This window comes from Nonomuraea sp. K271, from assembly GCF_009908215.1.
Lineage (GTDB): Bacteria > Actinomycetota > Actinomycetes > Streptosporangiales > Streptosporangiaceae > Nonomuraea > Nonomuraea longispora.
Genome location: NZ_JAAAHR010000215.1, coordinates 1 through 14,228, shown reverse-complemented (window position 1 = coordinate 14,228; position 14,228 = coordinate 1). Strand labels below are relative to the sequence as shown.

Here is a 14,228-nt window from a genome sequence, read left to right as displayed (position 1 = left end):
CCGGACCGGCATTGGCAAGGCCGGGTCAGGCGCGGCAGAGGATCTCGCCGTGCAGGATAGACAACCAGCCGTCACCGTCGGCCGCCCACGCCAGCCACCCCTCCGAGATCCGCCGCAGGTCCGCCTCCGTGGCGGCGCCCGTGGCCAGGGCCTGCCGGGCCATCGCCGAGCGCAGGACCCGTTCCGACCACATCCCGCCCCACCACGCGCGGTCCTCGGGCGTGGCGAAACACCAGGTCGAGGACGTGGCGGTGATGTCGTCGAACCCCGCGGCCCGCGCCCACGACAACAGCCGCCGCCCCGCGTCGGGCTCGCCGCCGTTGCCCCGGGCGATCTTCTGGTACAGCCGCATCCACTCGTCCAGCGCGGGCAGCCGTGGGTGCCAGGCGAACGCCGTGTAGTCGCTGTCGCGGGCCGCCACGATCCCTCCCGGCCTGGTGACCCTGCGCATCTCCCGCAGTGCCCCCACCGGATCGCCCACGTGCTGCAACACCTGGTGGGCGTGGGTGACGCAGAACGTGCCGTCGTCGAAGCCGAGCGCGTGCACGTCGGCTACGGCGAAGCCCACGTTGCCCAGGCCTCGGGCGCTCACCTCGGCCCTGGCCAGGGCGAGCGCCTCCGCGCTCACCTCGGACGCCGTCACGTGCCCCACCCTGGTCGCGAGGTCCGCGGTGATGGTGCCGGGGCCGCTGCCCACGTCGAGCACCTTCATGTGGGACTTCAGGTGGGGCAGCAGGTACGCGGCCGAGTTGCCGGCGGTGCGCCGGCGGTGCGAGCGCAGCACCGACTCGTGGTGGCCATGCGTGTAGACGGCTTCCATCGCGAACTCCTCCATCTCGCCGGACCGTTGCCGGCGACCCTAGCGCGTATCTCACGATCCAAGAGAAACCATCTCGCTGTACGAGACGGCAGGACGTCTTCGGCGGCGGCTGCGCCCGCGTGGTGAATCGGGAGAGCACCCGGGTAGGGGGGCGGAAACCCACCCACAGGAGGACCTCATGGCGAAGACCGTGGCAGATGTCATGACAGCCCACCCGGCGACGATCGAAGGCGACCAGCCGGTGTCCGCCGCCGCCGCTCTCATGCGGGAGCAGGACGCCGGAGCGATCATCGTCAACGACGGCGGCCGCATGCAGGGCATCGTCACCGATCGCGACATCACCGTGCGCGTGGTCGCCGACGAGCGCGGCCCGGACACGCCGGTACGCGAGGCGTGCAGCCCGGCCGTCGAAGCCGTCGATCCGGAGACGGGCATCGACCAGGCCGTACGGATGATGCGCTCGCACGCCGTACGCCGCCTCCCCGTGGTGGAGGACGGCCGTGCCGTCGGCATCGTCAGCCTGGGAGACCTCGCCGTCGAGCGCGACGAGAACTCCGCCCTCGCCGACATCTCGGCCGCCGAGGGCAACCGGTAACGTTGCCCGCGTGGTCACAGTCGACGACGTACGGCGGTTCGCGCGCACGCTCCCGCGCACCACTGAGCACCTCATCCGCGACCGCACCAAGTTCCGGGTGGGCAAGATCGTCTACGTGGCGTTCTCGCGCGACGAGACACTGATGGGCTTCGGCTTCCCGAAGGAGGAGCGGGCGGCGCTCGTGGCGGCCGAGCCGGACAGGTTCCTCATGCCGAGAGACTCCGACCTGCGCTTCAACTGGGTCGTGGTGCGGCTCGCCGCCATCGACGCCGCCGAGATGCGCGAACTGGTGCTGGAGGCCTGGCGGATGTGCGTACCGAAGAAAGTGCGCCTGGAGCACCAGCGGCAGGCCGCCGCCCCGCCGTGACCACCCCTGCCCGCCCTGCGTCCGCCGTCGCTATCCGCGGACGTCGGCGAGGCCGCGGAGCCTGCGCAGTGCCTTGCGGGCCGCCGCCGCGACCCGCTCGTCCGGGTGGTGGTCGATGAACAGCCGCAGCACCTGACCCGTCCACGGATGGTCGCCGAAGGCCAGGATCGGGATCGTGCCCGCCTGCTCGTCGGCGTCCATGCCGAGGGCGATCGACTCGATCACCTGGCCCGGCTGGTCACCGAACTCCAGGAGGGCCGCCGCCATGTCCACCAGCACCCACGCGATCTCGTCCGGCGCGGGCTGCCGGTCGGTACGACCGGTCCTCGCGGCGATCACCGCGCCGAGCTTGCGCTTCTCCAGCTGCCTGGACAGTGCCAGCCGGCCCTCGTCGCCGAACTGCGTCGCCAGCAGTTCGATGCCGATCGCCCGGCTCAGCGGGCTGACCGTGGCCAGCGCCGCGCCGATCTCGGCGACCGCGTCGCCGTTGTCCCTGCCCTTCAGCCAGCCCGCCAGTTCCTCGTCCCGCTCCGCCTCCGGATAGGAGCGCAGGCCGTGCAGCAGCGCCCCGGCGTCGGCGTCCGCGAGCGAGCCCATGACCGGGATTTCCTGCCCCGTGGTCGCCGCCACGATCAGCCGTGCCACCCACAGGCCGAGCCAGCTCAGCGTGTACGGCTCCTCCTGCCGCACCAGCCCTAGCCCCGTCAGCGTCTCCGGCACCACGCCCTGGTGCGGCTCGCGCGTCAGGAACATCCTGACCAATTCGAGCAGCAGGGTGCCGTCGGCGGCCAGCAGGTCACGGCAGTGTCCCGCCCAGGCGGCCAGCACCTCCGAGTCGTCGCCTTCCGCCTTCAGCTCCTCGGCCAGCGGGGCGGCGCGTACCGCCGCCGCGAGCGTGGCGTCGCCGGGCAGCCGGATCGGTGGTTGCAGGGGCAGCGTGTCGTCGTGGTGAGAGCTCACCAGCCCATCCTGTCGCGATATTTCTGTTACGGTGCCAGCTGACACCGAAAAGTCGGAAGAAAGGAGGCGCAGAGATGTTCGGCACGACCCCGGGCGCTCCCCGCGCCCGCTTCCACTTCTCGGAGGAACCATGCGTTTCCGTCCCGCGGTCAAGGACGACCTGGACCGCCTGCTCGGCTGCGTCGTAGACGAGTCCATCAGCTGGGCGCACCCCGACCGCCTGCTGTCCTGTCTCGACAGCGGCAACTACCGCTACGACCGCGTCTGGCTGGCCACCGACGACGACACCGGCGACATCCTCGCCCGCGCCGTCTGGTGGGGCTTCCCCGACGGCGGCAGGCCGCTCGCGCTGGACTGCGTCTACGTGCACCCGTCGGCCCGCGACCGGGTGAGCCTGGCCGCCGAACTGCTGAACCACGCCCATGCCGCCTTCGGGCGGGCACCCGAGTACCACGTCTTCGTCCTCCAAGGCTGGCGCGACGACCCCGAGGCCACGGCGGCCATCGGCTGGCGCTGGCAGGCGGCCGGCCGCGCCGGGCTGACGCAGGAGCTCGAACGCCTGCGCTACGCGTGGACGGCCGGCGACGCGCCCGTGCCGGAGCCGTCGCAGCGGCTCGTCTTCCGCGGCGAGGAGGACGACGAGGTCTTCGTGGAGGCGTTCCGGCGGGTGGCCGTCGGCACGCTCGACTTCGCCACGCGCCAGGCCCTGCGCACCATGGACCCGGTGGAGCAGGCCCGTGAGGAGGTCCGCGACTACATGTCCATGCCGGGCGAGCGGTCGTGGTGGCGGCTGGCCTACGACAGGAGCGGCGACCTCGTCGGGTTCGCCCTGCCGTCGGCCAACGACGGCGGGCCCGTGGTCGGCTATCTCGGCGTGGTGCCCGAGCACCGCGGCCACGGCTACGTCGACGACCTCCTCGCCGAGATCACCCGCTTCCACGCCGAGCGCGGCGTCCAGCGGATCGTGGCCGACACCGACGCGGGCAACGCGCCGATGGCCAGGGCGTTCGACCGGGCCGGCTACCGCACGTTCGCCGTCAGGCTCGTCCTCTCGGCCGACCCCGACGTTCCGTGAGGCCGATCTCCGCCGGCCATCCGGGCTGCCCGCTCACAGGTGCTCCTTCCGTACGCCGACGAGGAAGTCCTCCACCCGGTCCCGGTCCGGCGCGGCGGGCAGCACGCTGGGCGTCGCGGCCAGCTCGGCGCCCAGGGCGGCACGCCAGGCGTTCACCTCCGCCCACGGCAGCTCACCGCGCCGCACCGCGAGCAGCCGCTCGCGGTGCGGTCCCACCTGGACCAGCGGCTCGCCGTGGCGCACCAGGTGCAGGCCGCTGAGCAGCAGCCGCACCATGTGCATGGCCGGCTTCCACCTGGGCGCGTCCTGGTCGACGCGGCGGAACTGGTCGTCGGCGTAGCCGGCGAACGTGCGCTGCGCCCGCTGCGACAGGAACGCCGTCCGCAGCTCGCGCAGCCGCCGCCCGGCGGGCGTGATCACCTCCACGATGGGCGACCACAGGCATTCGAGGACGGTCGGGTTGGCGTCGAGGGCGAGGCGGCAGAAACGCTCCACCTCCCACGAGAACTGCTCCGGCAGTGGCCCGTCCCGGTGGGTGGGCGGTTTCTCCAGCCGCCAGAACGCCGCCGTCGGCGCCACGAACACGCCCCGCCGGTCGGTGTCGGAGCTTTCGGTCTCGAGCCCGTACGCCCGCGATCCCATCACGACGGAAAGGATCAAGTCATCGGTCATCCATGTATCTTGCGCCATGGGGGCGCGGGCTGGTCTGATCGATCAGTGGGCGGTTACGACGAGGCTTACCGGCAGAGCATCGAGCGGCCCGGCGCGTTCTGGGCCGAGGCGGCGCGCGGCATCGACTGGGACGTGGCGCCGGCCACCACGTTCGGCGGTGACGGCCGCTGGTTCCCCGACGGGCGGCTCAACACCTGCCACAACGCGGTCGACCGGCATGTCGCGGCCGGGCGCGGCGAGCAGGCGGCGCTGATCCACGACAGCCCGGTCACCGGCACGGCGCGTGTCCTCACCTACGCCGAACTGCTCGACCAGGTGGCCAGGACCGCGGGCATGCTGCGGGACCTCGGCGTGCGGGCCGGCGACACCGTGGTCGTCTACATGCCGATGGTGCCCCAGGCGGTAATCGCGATGCTGGCCTGCGCGCGGCTGGGCGCGGTGCACTCGGTGGTCTTCGGCGGGTTCGCCGCCAGGGAGCTGGCGATGCGGATCGACCACGCCCGGCCCAAGGTGGTGCTCACGGCGTCCTGCGGCATCGAACCGGCCCGGGTGGTGGCGTACAAACCGCTGCTGGACGAGGCACTCGCTCAGGCCGCGCACCGGCCTGAGCGCTGCGTGATCCTCCAGCGGCCGCAGGCGGTGGCCGAGCTCACCGAGGGGCGCGACCTCGACTGGGAGCGGGCCGTGCGCGAGGCCGAGCCGGCCGGTTGCGTGAGCGTGGCCGCCACCGACCCCCTCTACATCCTCTACACCTCCGGCACGACGGGCTCGCCCAAGGGCGTCGTGCGCGACAACGGCGGGCACGCGGTGGCGCTGCACTGGAGCATGGCCCACGTGTTCGGCGCCGCTCCCGGCGAGGTCTACTGGGCCGCGTCCGACGTGGGCTGGGTGGTGGGCCACTCCTACATCGTGTACGCGCCGCTGCTGGCGGGCTGCACGAGCGTGCTGTACGAAGGCAAGCCGGTCGGCACCCCGGACCCGGGCGCGTTCTGGCGGGTGGTGGCCACGTACGGGGTGCGGACGCTGTTCACCGCGCCGACCGCGATCCGGGCCATCAAGAAGGAGGACCCAAGCGGAAATTTCGCGAAACCGCAGGACCTGTCAGCCCTGCGATACCTCTTCCTGGCCGGCGAGCGCCTCGATCCCGACACCTACCACTGGGCGTCGGACCTGCTCGGCATCCCCGTCATCGACCATTGGTGGCAGACCGAGACCGGCTGGCCGGTGGCCGCCAACTGCGTAGGCATCGAGCCGCTGCCGATCAGGCCCGGCTCGCCCACCAAGCCGGTGCCCGGCTGGGACGTGCACGTCCTCGACGCCGACGGCAACGACTGCCCGCCCGGGGTGGACGGCGCGGTCACCGTCAAGCTGCCGCTGCCGCCCGGCGCGCTGCCCACCCTCTACCGCGACGAGGCCCGCTTTGCCCGCTCCTACCTGGAGCGCTACCCCGGCCACTACCTGAGCGGCGACGGCGGCCACTTCGACGCCGACGGCTACCTCTATGTCATGGGCCGCATCGACGACGTGATCAACGTCGCCGGGCACCGGCTGTCCACCGGCTCGATGGAAGAGGTCATCGCCGCCCACCCCGACGTGGCGGAGTGCGCCGTGATCGGCGTGGCCGACGAGCTGAAGGGGCAGCTGCCGATCGGGTTCGTGGTGCTGAAGGCCGGTGCGGAGCGCGACCCCGCGGAGGTGGAGCGCGAGCTGGCAGCCCTGGTACGCGAGCGCGTCGGCCCCGTCGCCGCCTTCCGCCGCGCCGTGGTCGTCGCCCGGCTGCCGAAGACCCGCTCGGGCAAGATCCTGCGCGCCACGATGCGCGACATCGCCGACGGCCGCCCGTACACCGCGCCGTCCACGATCGAGGATCCGGCGGCGCTGCCGGAGATCGCGCAAGCCCTGAAGGGCATATGACCGCAAGGACGGGGAGCCAGACCGGCATGGTGGGGAAGCCTGCCCGAACGCGGGCGTACAGCGCATGATGGGACACCTCCGTCCCCAGGAGAAGGCCATGATCGATACCCCGAGCTACGCCGACGCCCTGAGGATCCTCGGATGCAAGGACGGCAGGCTCGTCAAGGTCGTCGGATTCGCCTCGGCCGCCGAGCGCACCGGCTGGGCCCTGGCCGGCGGCGGGCGGCTGGCGGCGGGCCTGGCCGACATGCGCGACGGCATCGTGCGCTACGGCAAGGAGACCGTACGCCGCATGCCGAAGCTCAAGAGCGGCGTCGACCGGCACACCCGCACGCAACGGCTGGCCGCGGCGCACGCCGTGATCGTCGTGTCGGCGTACTTCGAGGCGTTGGGCGAGGCGAAGCTGCCGTTCACGCTGGAGCGGCTCGACCGCGGCGGGAAGATCTCCCACGGGGTCCCGACGCCCGAGCGGTTCGCCAGGCTGGTGGCTGAGCTGCTGCTGGAGCGACTGCCCACGCCCGAGCCGCATGTGCCGTACGCCGAGACGCGCCGCGCCGTGGAACGTGCCTTCCTGCACATGTCCGAGGCCCTGGCCGGGTACGTGGGCGGCCTGTCGATCTGGGACGAGCTGAGCGTCGACGACCAGCTCCTGCTGCCCCGCATGCTCGCCGAGGGCCCGCCCGCGCACGCCCTGCGCGTCTACGACGAGGACTACCGTTCGCTGGCGCTCGACAGCCACGAGTTCGGGGTGCGCAGCCTCGTCACGGAGAAGCCGCCGCCCGGCACGGCGCTGTCGCGGGTGGCGTGGCTGCTGGCCGAGCTGGCGCCGCCCAGGGTCGGCGACCGCCCGGTGATCCACCTGGCCAGGATGGCGGCCAACGCACTCGACCAGCCGCTCCTCGTGGCCGGCAAACTTCCCGAGGACGTCACGCTCCCGCTGCTCGGCGAGGGCTACCTCACCCCGCGCTGCCGGGTCGCGGAGCTGACCCGCGACGCCGCGCCCGCCGAGCGGGCCTGGTGGGAGGACCGGCGCCTGCTGCCCGACCCCGAGGCGTTCCTGGTGGGCCACCTCACCTCGCTGCGCGCCACCCGGGCGCCCCTGCTGGTGCTGGGGGAGCCGGGCTCGGGCAAGACGAAGCTGACCGAGGTGCTCGCCGCCCGGCTGGCCAGGTCGGAGTTCCTGCCGATGAGGGTGGAGCTGGGCGGGGTGGGCGCACGCGCGGGCGTGACCGAGCAGATCGAGCAGGCGCTCAAGGGGGTGCTGGACGAGCAGGTGGGCTACGCCGACCTGGTGGCGGCCGGGGACGGGGCGATGCCGGTGATCCTGCTCGACGGCCTGGACGAGCTGCTGCAGGGCGGCGTCAACCGTTTCGACTACCTGGAGCACGTGCGGGAGTTCCAGGCCAGGGAGGCCGGTCTCGGGCGGCCCGTCGCGGTGATCGTCACCAGCCGTACGGTGGTGGCCGACCGGATCAGGTACCCCGAGGGGCTGCTGGCGCTGCAGCTCCAGCCGTTCGAAGACGACCAGGTGCGGCAGTGGCTGGACATCTGGGACCAGGCCAACCGGTCCCTGCTGGCCAGGCGCGACCTGAAACCGCTGCCCGCGCAGGCGGCGCTCGTGCACGGCGACATGGCCAGGCAGCCGCTGCTCCTGCTGCTGCTGGCCCTTTACGACGCGGGCGGCAACGCGCTGCAGCACGACCACGGCCCGCTCGGCCGCGCCCGCCTGTACGAGGTGCTGCTCAGGGACTACACCGAGCGGGAGACCGGCGGGGCCCGGCGGGTCGCGATCGACCAGGAGCTGGTGCTGCTCGGCACGGCGGCGCTGTCCATGCTGGCGAGGGGCCGCCAGGTCCTCACCGACGAGGCGCTCGAACGCGACCTGCCCGCCCTGTGCCACGGCGGCGAGGACGACCCCGGCGACGAGGGCGAGCGGATCGACTGGGTGCGCAAGGCCACGGAACGTTTCTTCTTCGTACGCAGGAACGGCCACGCGTTCCTGCACTCCACGTTCGGCGAGTTCCTGGTGGCCTGGCTGACCGTCTACGCGCTGCGCGACCTCGACCGCAGGCGCCGCCTGGCCGGCGACGAGCCTCTCGCGCTCGTGCAGGCCGTGGACGACGACCTGCTGTACGCGGTGACGTCCCACTCCTGCCTGGCCGAGCGCGGGCCCACCGTCGGCTTCATCCTGGAACTGCTGGGCGAGGTGCCCGCCGCGGTGCGGGAGCGGTGCGTCACGCTTCTGGCGGGGCTGCTGCGACGCTCGCTGCACGAACGCCCCCGCCGCCACTTCACGGGTTTCCTGCCGGTACGTCACACGGTGCCCCGCCGGCTGGCCGCCTACTCCGCGAACCTCACCCTCCTCATCGTCGCCGCCTCCGACCAGCCCGTCAGCGTCTCCTCGCTCCTCGCGGGACCCGACCCCCTGGAGCGCTGGTCCGCGCTCACCCATCTGTGGAAGGGCAACCTCGGGCACGAGGGCTGGAGCGGCCTGCTCACCGCGCTGTCGGCGCACCGGGTGATCGACGACGGCACGGAGGACGTCCTGCTCGGGGCCAAGGACGACGCGGGCGGGGGCCACGGCATGGGAGACGTCGTCGTCGCGGTCGCCACCGGCCACACGCCCCGGCACCGGCGCCTGCTCGACCTGCTGCTGCGCGCCCTGGGGGAGGGACGCGGCCTGCCCTACCTGGACCGCGTACGCATCCTGGAGGAACTGGTCCGTACGGCGGCGGTCAGGTCGCCGGCGCTGCACCAGGCGCTCGGGGCGATGTGGACGGAGGACGGGACCGGCCACGGCGAGCACGCCGAGCTGCGCCCGCTGCTGCGCGCCGTGCTCGCCGATCCGGTGGACCGGATGGGCGCCTGGAACGCGCTGGTCAAGGCGGGCGTCCCCGAGATGGCCCTCTGGGAGATCCAGCAGAGCACGTCGTGAACCGTCCGTTCGATGATCTTGGCGTACGCGAACCAGCCGGATGCCCGGCCGCTCGACCTGACCGGCCACGTGCTGCTCGCCGTGGCTCGCGCCAGGGCGGAGTACTCCGGGACGGTGACCACAGCCGCGCGGTCGCCTCGGGACCGGCCGCGACCGCCCGGGTCATTACCGCGGTGGCTACGATCATGTTCTGCGTGTTCGCCGCTTTCGGCGCGTTCGACGATCGCGCGCTGCGGGTGACGGGCGTCGGGCTGGCCGCTGCGGTGCTGGTCGACGCCACGGTGGTCCGTCTCGTGCCGGTGCCCGCGACCATGGAGGTGCTCGGCGTGCGGACGTGGTGGTTCCCCAACCTGACCTTTCGGAGGCTGACATCTAAGGGAAACGTTACGTAATATCCACATATCACGAGCGTTGGGGGCGCCAGGGTGCCAGGACAGAACGTGGGTGTGGTAGTCGATCCGGGAGTACCCCCGGAGGTCGCCGGACTGTTGCGCGCCCACGTTCCCCTGCTGTCCAGGATCAGGGCGGGCTGGGTGCCCCCCGCCGCCCCGGCGCAGCCGCGCCACCGGAGCGCCTCCGGCGCGCTGCTGCTGGCCGCCACCCCGGCCGTGATCGCCTTCATGGCCGTCCTGCTGGCCTCGCCGCTCGCGCCCGCCGGGTTCATGCTGCTCGGCACGTACGTCTTCATCGTCCTTATCAAGATCGCCTCGATCGGCGAGGTGGTGGACGACGACCGGCCGCACGAGCGCGGCGTCTACGAGCAGGCCCGCTGGTACGACGGCCGCTACCTGCTGCCCGAGGACTTCGACGAGGAGGCGGGGAAGGTGCTGGCCAGGGCGCAGCGGGCCATCGGGTCGGTGCTGCGCTCCCACATCAACGCCGAGGGCCTCCTCGACGACGTGCGCAACGCCCTGATGCTGCCCGCGCAGGAGTGGGAGATCGCCCGGCTGCTGGCCAAGCTGTCGGCGCTGCGCCTGGAGCACAGGGAGCTGCTGTCCAGGGGCATCGCGCCCGAGGTCGCCGCGGTGATCGAGCCGCTCGAACGTGCGCTGGCCGGCAGCGAGGCGGCCGTGGTCGCCCGCGTGGAGGCGCTGGAACGCTACGCCGCCCACGTCGCCGACGCCGAGCGTGCCTACCACGCCCGCGGTCAGATCGAGGAGCTGCGCGCCCGGCTGCCGAAGTACGAGGAGCTGCTGGCGGAGTCGGGCGCCGACGCGCTGGCCGTACCCGAGATCGAGCGGCTGGCCGAGGACGCCGACGTTCTGGAGCGCACGCTCCGGCGCAGCGTGCGGTCGGCGCACGAGGCCTTCCGTTACCTGGAGAGCTGACAGTCGGACAGACCGGGACATAGGATCAGTAACGTGGCCGGACGTCATGCGAAGGTGATCACCGATCCGGCGTTGCCCGACGACGTGGCGGCCCTCCTGCGCGACAACCGCAAGCTGCTCGCCCGCGTGCATGCGGGGTGGGTGCCCACACACAGGGGACACCGGCCCATGGCGGGCACCATGGCCAGGATGGCGGCCTCCCTGACGGCCGTGGCGGCCGCCGTGTACGGGCTGACGTTGTTCGTCGCCGAGCAGTACACCGCCTTCGTGGTGATCATGACAGGCGCGGCCCTGCTGGTCGTCAGCGTGCTGCTGCGGCCCCGGCCTGACGCCGAGGTGGAGCGCCGGCACGCCCTGGAACGCGAGGTCTACGACCACGCCCGCGGGTACGCGGGCCGCTTCGTGCTCCGCGAGCATCTCGACGATGCCGCCAGGCCGCTCATGAGCCGGGCCCAGGCGGCGATCGACCAGGTCATGAGCTCGAGCGTGAACGCCGAGGGGCTGCTCGACGACGTGCGCAACGGCGTGATGCTGCCCGCGCAGGAGTGGGAGATCGCCCGGCTGCTGGGCAAGTTGTCGGCGCTGCGCGCCGAGCACCAGGAGGTGGTCGCGGAGGGCGTCACGCCGGAGGTGGCCGCCGTGGCGGGGCCGCTCGCCGAGGCGCTCGACAGCAGCCAGCGGGCGGTGCTGGCCCGCGTCGAGGCCCTGGAACGGTATGCCGGCCACGTGGCCGACGCCGAGCGCGCCTACCGTGCCAGGCACCAGATCGAGCGGCTCAGCGCCCGGCTGCCCCGCTATGAGGAACTGCTCGCCGAGTCGGGCGCCGACGGATCGGCCGTGCCGGAGCTGAGCCGATTGTCGGACGACGCCGACCGCCTTGAACAGGCATTACGCAACAGCGTCAGCTCCGCACACGAGGCATTTCGACACCTCAATGGCTGATTTCCCCTAGTATCCGGTTTTGTGGCGGATGTGGTAGTGGACCCCGGGGTGCCGCCCGACGACGCTCAGCTGCTCAGGGAGAGCCGGCTGGTGCTGATGAAGATGCGCCAGGGCTGGGTGCCGGAATCGCGGCGGGCCGCGTCGAGCGCACGGTATCGCATGGCCGCCGGCTTCGGCACGGTGGCGTTCCTCGGACTGGTTCTTGGGGTGGGAGGCCTGGGCAGGGGCCTCGGCATCCTCATGCTCCTGCTGATGCTGATCCCCGTCATGGTCGTGCTGTTCGTCAGGACCGACCTGGACGAGGAGGACGAGGAGGAGTACGAGCGGCAGATCTACGAGCAACTGCGCTGGTACGAGGGCCGCTACGTGCTGACCGACGACCTCGACGAGGCGTCCAGGCGGCTGCTCGCCCGCGCCCAGCGGGCCATCGCGACCGTGACCGGCTCCCGGGTCAACGCCGAGGGCATGCTCGACGACGTGCGCAACGCCGTGATGCTGCCCGCGCAGGAGTGGGAGATCGCCCGGCTCCTGGGCAAGCTGTCCGTGCTGCGCACCCAGCACAGGGAGACCGTCTCGCAGGGGCTCACACCCGAGGTGGCCGCCGTGGCCGAACCGCTGGCACGGGCGCTCGACAGCAGCGAGGCGGCGGTGCTGGCCCGCGTCGAGGCCCTGGAACGCTACGCCGCCAACGTCACCGAGGCCGAGCGCGCGTACATCGCCCACGAGCAGATCCAGGAGCTGCGCGGCCGGATGCATCAGTACGAGGAACTGGTGGCCGAGACCGGGGCCGACGGGTTCGCCGTTCCCGAACTGGAACGGCTGGCCCGCGACGCCGACCGGCTGGAACAGGCACTCAGGCGGAGCGTGAGCTCCGCCCACGAGGCCTTCCGCTACCTCGACCCCTGACCCGCGACCTCCAGCAGCACGTCGCACAGGGCGTCGGCCGCGTCCACCCGGCCCAGCTTCGCCGCCGCCTGCCCCATCGTGTGCCGCAGCTCGTGGTCGGCCAGCAGCGGCATCAGCTCGGCCAGCAGCTGGTCGGCCGTCGGCCGCGGCTCGAGCAGCGCCCTGGCCGCTCCCGCGGAGGCCAGGTAGCCGGCGTTCTTGCGCTGCTCGTCGCCGCCGGTCGGGATCAGCGGGATCAGCACGGACGGCTTGCCGACGGCCGTCAGCTCGGAGACCGTGCCCGCGCCACTGCGCGAGATCACCACGTCGGCCGCGGCGAACAGGTCGGCCAGCTCCCCTCCCACGTAGGGCACCGGGTGGTAGCGCTCGGACAGCTCGCCGGGCAGCTCGACGGCCCGCATCTGGTCGATCCACGCCGGCCCGCACTGGTGCACGATCTGCGCGTGCGGCAGCAGCCGCGGCAGCACCTCGGCGATGAGGGTGTTGATCTGCTTGCTGCCCTGCGCCCCGCCTGTCACGTAGATCAGCGGCACCTCGAACGTCAGCCCGAACAGGTCGTACGCCGCCGCCCTGTTGCCCTGCAGCAGCTCCGGCCGGATCGGGTTGCCCGTCACCACGGCCTTCTTCCTGGCCGGCTCGGGCAGATGTTCGAGCGACGACTCGTGCGACAACGCGATCCTGGTCGCCAGCCTGGACAGGATCCGGTTGGCCAGCCCGACCACCGTCGTCTGCTCGTGCATCACCAGCGGGCGGCGGATCAGCCTGGCCGCCACGCCGATGGGGACCGCCACGTAGCCCCCGGTCGACAACACCACGTCGGGAAGGTAGCGCGCCGCGTGCGCCACCGCCTGGAGCACCCCGACCGGGATGCGGAACACGTCGGCGATGTTCGTGCCCAGCTCTTTGAGGTTGGGCCGGCGGCGCAGCTTGCCCGTGGTGATCGCCTTGAACGGGATGCCGTGCTCGGCGGTGATCCTCGCCTCGAGACCGTTGGCCGTGCCCACCCAGAGCACGTCGTGCGGCACCTGACGTCGCTGGACGGCCGACAGGGTCGTCAGGGCCGGATAGGTGTGACCACCGGTGCCGCCGCCGGTGATCAGCAGTCGCAGGGTTCGTGACATGCGATCAGACTAGAGCCGCGCAGCGGAAACCCGTGTGCCCGGAAGCGGAGTCAGGAGTGTTGGAGGTGCGGGCGGCCACGCGGTAGCGGTTGCAGTAGGAGTCGTGGCACATGTACGACCCGCCGCGGATCACCTTGGCGCCGCCCTCGGCCGGCCCTGTGGGGTTGTCGGCGAACGCCTCCCACGTCGTGCCCCACCAGTCGGCCGTCCACTCCCACACGTTGCCCGAGACGTTGTAGAGGCCGTAGCCGTTGGGCTGGAACGACTTGACCGGTACCGTCCCCTTGCTCGGCGCGGACGGGAAACGGCCCTGCCAGATGTTGCACCGCTGCCGGCCCTTGGGCGCCAGCTCGTCGCCCCACGGGTATTTCTTGCGCTCCAGCCCGCCGCGCGCCGCCATCTCCCACTCCGCCTCGGTCGGCAGCCGCTTGCCCGCCCACGTGGCGTAGGCGTTGGCGTCGTTCCACGACACGTGCACCACCGGATGGTTCTGCCGGTCGCCGATCGTGGATCCGGGACCCTCGGGCGAGCGCCACGTGGCCCCCTCGACCCCCGCCCACCAGGGCGCGCCCGGCACGGAGGCGTCCATCTGT

At 72.2% G+C, this 14,228-nt stretch carries 14 protein-coding genes; 9 read left to right on the top strand and 5 right to left on the bottom strand.

What is annotated here, in order from left to right; all coding sequences use genetic code 11:
• Positions 1 to 25: 25 nt before the first annotated feature.
• The gene (locus GUY59_RS42280; RefSeq protein WP_138201711.1) at positions 26 to 820 is read right to left on the bottom strand and encodes a class I SAM-dependent methyltransferase; all 795 of its coding nucleotides are present in this window, start codon (positions 818 to 820) and stop codon (positions 26 to 28) included.
• A gap of 178 nt (positions 821 to 998) precedes the next feature.
• Between GUY59_RS42280 and GUY59_RS42275 the strand changes: the two genes are divergently transcribed.
• Positions 999 to 1,415 (top strand): CBS domain-containing protein, encoded by a 417-nt coding sequence (locus GUY59_RS42275; protein WP_138201712.1) that lies wholly within the window; start codon positions 999 to 1,001, stop codon positions 1,413 to 1,415.
• Between the two features lie 10 nt (positions 1,416 to 1,425).
• Positions 1,426 to 1,782, top strand: coding sequence for an MmcQ/YjbR family DNA-binding protein (locus GUY59_RS42270; protein ID WP_138201713.1), 357 nt, complete (start codon positions 1,426 to 1,428; stop codon positions 1,780 to 1,782).
• A gap of 30 nt (positions 1,783 to 1,812) precedes the next feature.
• Here GUY59_RS42270 and GUY59_RS50325 read toward each other — a convergent pair whose 3' ends face one another.
• Positions 1,813 to 2,742 carry a hypothetical protein gene (locus GUY59_RS50325; protein WP_138201714.1) on the bottom strand — a complete coding sequence of 310 codons (930 nt, stop codon included), beginning with the start codon at positions 2,740 to 2,742 and terminating at the stop codon, positions 1,813 to 1,815.
• Positions 2,743 to 2,872: 130 nt separating this feature from the next.
• Here GUY59_RS50325 and GUY59_RS42260 point away from each other — a divergent pair, with 130 nt between their 5' ends.
• Entirely contained in the window at positions 2,873 to 3,817 is a 945-nt protein-coding gene (locus GUY59_RS42260) for a GNAT family N-acetyltransferase (protein ID WP_138201715.1), read from the top strand.
• Between the two features lie 33 nt (positions 3,818 to 3,850).
• Here the strand turns inward: GUY59_RS42260 and GUY59_RS42255 are convergent, their stop codons facing one another.
• Positions 3,851 to 4,489 carry a nucleotidyltransferase domain-containing protein gene (locus GUY59_RS42255; protein ID WP_236668045.1) on the bottom strand — a complete coding sequence of 213 codons (639 nt, stop codon included), beginning with the start codon at positions 4,487 to 4,489 and terminating at the stop codon, positions 3,851 to 3,853.
• 45 nt (positions 4,490 to 4,534) lie between these two features.
• Between GUY59_RS42255 and GUY59_RS42250 the strand changes: the two genes are divergently transcribed.
• From GUY59_RS42250 to GUY59_RS42225, 6 genes are all read left to right on the top strand, one after another.
• Positions 4,535 to 6,403: a propionyl-CoA synthetase gene (locus GUY59_RS42250; protein ID WP_138201717.1), complete on the top strand. Its 1,869-nt coding sequence runs from the start codon at positions 4,535 to 4,537 to the stop codon at positions 6,401 to 6,403.
• 97 nt (positions 6,404 to 6,500) lie between these two features.
• A complete protein-coding gene (locus GUY59_RS42245) occupies positions 6,501 to 9,338 on the top strand; it encodes an NACHT domain-containing protein (RefSeq protein WP_138201718.1) in 2,838 nt (945 codons plus the stop codon).
• Positions 9,339 to 9,511: 173 nt separating this feature from the next.
• Complete coding sequence (locus GUY59_RS42240; protein ID WP_138201719.1) at positions 9,512 to 9,730, top strand: hypothetical protein; 219 nt, start codon at positions 9,512 to 9,514, stop codon at positions 9,728 to 9,730.
• Positions 9,731 to 9,778: 48 nt separating this feature from the next.
• Positions 9,779 to 10,666 carry a hypothetical protein gene (locus GUY59_RS42235; protein WP_246063968.1) on the top strand — a complete coding sequence of 296 codons (888 nt, stop codon included), beginning with the start codon at positions 9,779 to 9,781 and terminating at the stop codon, positions 10,664 to 10,666.
• Between the two features lie 33 nt (positions 10,667 to 10,699).
• Positions 10,700 to 11,608 carry a hypothetical protein gene (locus GUY59_RS42230; RefSeq protein WP_252374988.1) on the top strand — a complete coding sequence of 303 codons (909 nt, stop codon included), beginning with the start codon at positions 10,700 to 10,702 and terminating at the stop codon, positions 11,606 to 11,608.
• A gap of 21 nt (positions 11,609 to 11,629) precedes the next feature.
• Positions 11,630 to 12,514 (top strand): hypothetical protein, encoded by an 885-nt coding sequence (locus GUY59_RS42225; RefSeq protein ID WP_252374989.1) that lies wholly within the window; start codon positions 11,630 to 11,632, stop codon positions 12,512 to 12,514.
• Here GUY59_RS42225 and GUY59_RS42220 read toward each other — a convergent pair.
• Both GUY59_RS42220 and GUY59_RS42215 read right to left on the bottom strand, forming a co-directional pair.
• Positions 12,499 to 13,635, bottom strand: coding sequence for a UDP-N-acetylglucosamine--N-acetylmuramyl-(pentapeptide) pyrophosphoryl-undecaprenol N-acetylglucosamine transferase (locus GUY59_RS42220; RefSeq protein WP_132333548.1), 1,137 nt, complete (start codon positions 13,633 to 13,635; stop codon positions 12,499 to 12,501). The two genes, GUY59_RS42225 and GUY59_RS42220, sit on opposite strands and share 16 nt — an antisense overlap.
• A 4-nt stretch (positions 13,636 to 13,639) precedes the next feature.
• Positions 13,640 to 14,228 (bottom strand): formylglycine-generating enzyme family protein (locus tag GUY59_RS42215; RefSeq protein WP_161714995.1); only part of this gene is annotated, 589 nt, incomplete at its 5' end.

Excerpts from the sequence above, each read along its gene's own strand:
- GUY59_RS42280 (WP_138201711.1), bottom strand. The coding sequence starts at position 820 with ATGGAAGCCGTCTACACGCATGGCCACCACGAGTCGGTGCTGCGCTCG.
- GUY59_RS42275 (WP_138201712.1), top strand. The coding sequence starts at position 999 with ATGGCGAAGACCGTGGCAGATGTCATGACAGCCCACCCGGCGACGATC.
- GUY59_RS42260 (WP_138201715.1), top strand. The coding sequence starts at position 2,873 with ATGCGTTTCCGTCCCGCGGTCAAGGACGACCTGGACCGCCTGCTCGGC.
- GUY59_RS42255 (WP_236668045.1), bottom strand. The coding sequence starts at position 4,489 with ATGACCGATGACTTGATCCTTTCCGTCGTGATGGGATCGCGGGCGTAC.
- GUY59_RS42245 (WP_138201718.1), top strand. The coding sequence starts at position 6,501 with ATGATCGATACCCCGAGCTACGCCGACGCCCTGAGGATCCTCGGATGC.
- GUY59_RS42220 (WP_132333548.1), bottom strand. The coding sequence starts at position 13,635 with ATGTCACGAACCCTGCGACTGCTGATCACCGGCGGCGGCACCGGTGGT.